Source organism: Pyxidicoccus caerfyrddinensis (assembly GCF_010894405.1).
Classification (GTDB): Bacteria; Myxococcota; Myxococcia; order Myxococcales; family Myxococcaceae; genus Myxococcus; species Myxococcus caerfyrddinensis.
The window spans coordinates 1-515 of the sequence record NZ_JAAIYA010000135.1; the positions used below are offsets into that span (position 1 = coordinate 1).

At 71.7% G+C, this 515-nt stretch carries 1 protein-coding gene; it reads left to right on the forward strand.

Annotated features, from left to right (window positions below):
• Positions 1-515 (forward strand): condensation domain-containing protein (locus G4D86_RS51860; RefSeq protein WP_164003110.1); only part of this gene is annotated, 515 nt, incomplete at both ends.

Sequence of the window (515 nt, forward strand, 5' to 3'; positions counted from 1 at the left end):
CTTCCGGCGCCCTCGCCGCTTGCGCAAGGCACGCCGCCTGTCGTCTCCTCCGCCCAGCAGCGGCTGTGGTTCCTTCACCAGCTTCAGCCTGACTCCTGCGCGTACCACGTACCGGAAGCCGTGGAGCTTCACGGCGCGCTTCAGCCCGAAGTCCTGGAGGCGGCCCTGCGCTGGCTGGTGGAGCGCCATGCGGTGCTGCGCTCCACCTTCGTCTCCGTGGAGGGCCAGCCCGAGGTGCGGGTGCGGCCCCTGCCCGCCTCGCCGCTGCTGCGCGTCGAGTCGCTGGAGGACGACGCCGACGCGCTGGCCTCGCGCCTCCGCCAGCAGGCCGACGCGCCCTTCTCCCTGGAGGACGGGCCTCTCTTCCGCTTCGTCCTCTGGCGCCTGTCTGCCCAGCACCACGTGCTGCTGCTCGTCTTCCATCACCTGCTGGTGGACGGCCTCTCCCTCGACGTCCTCATGCGCGAGCTGGGGGAAGCCTGGACGGCCCTCTCCCGCGGCCAGTCTCCTTCCCT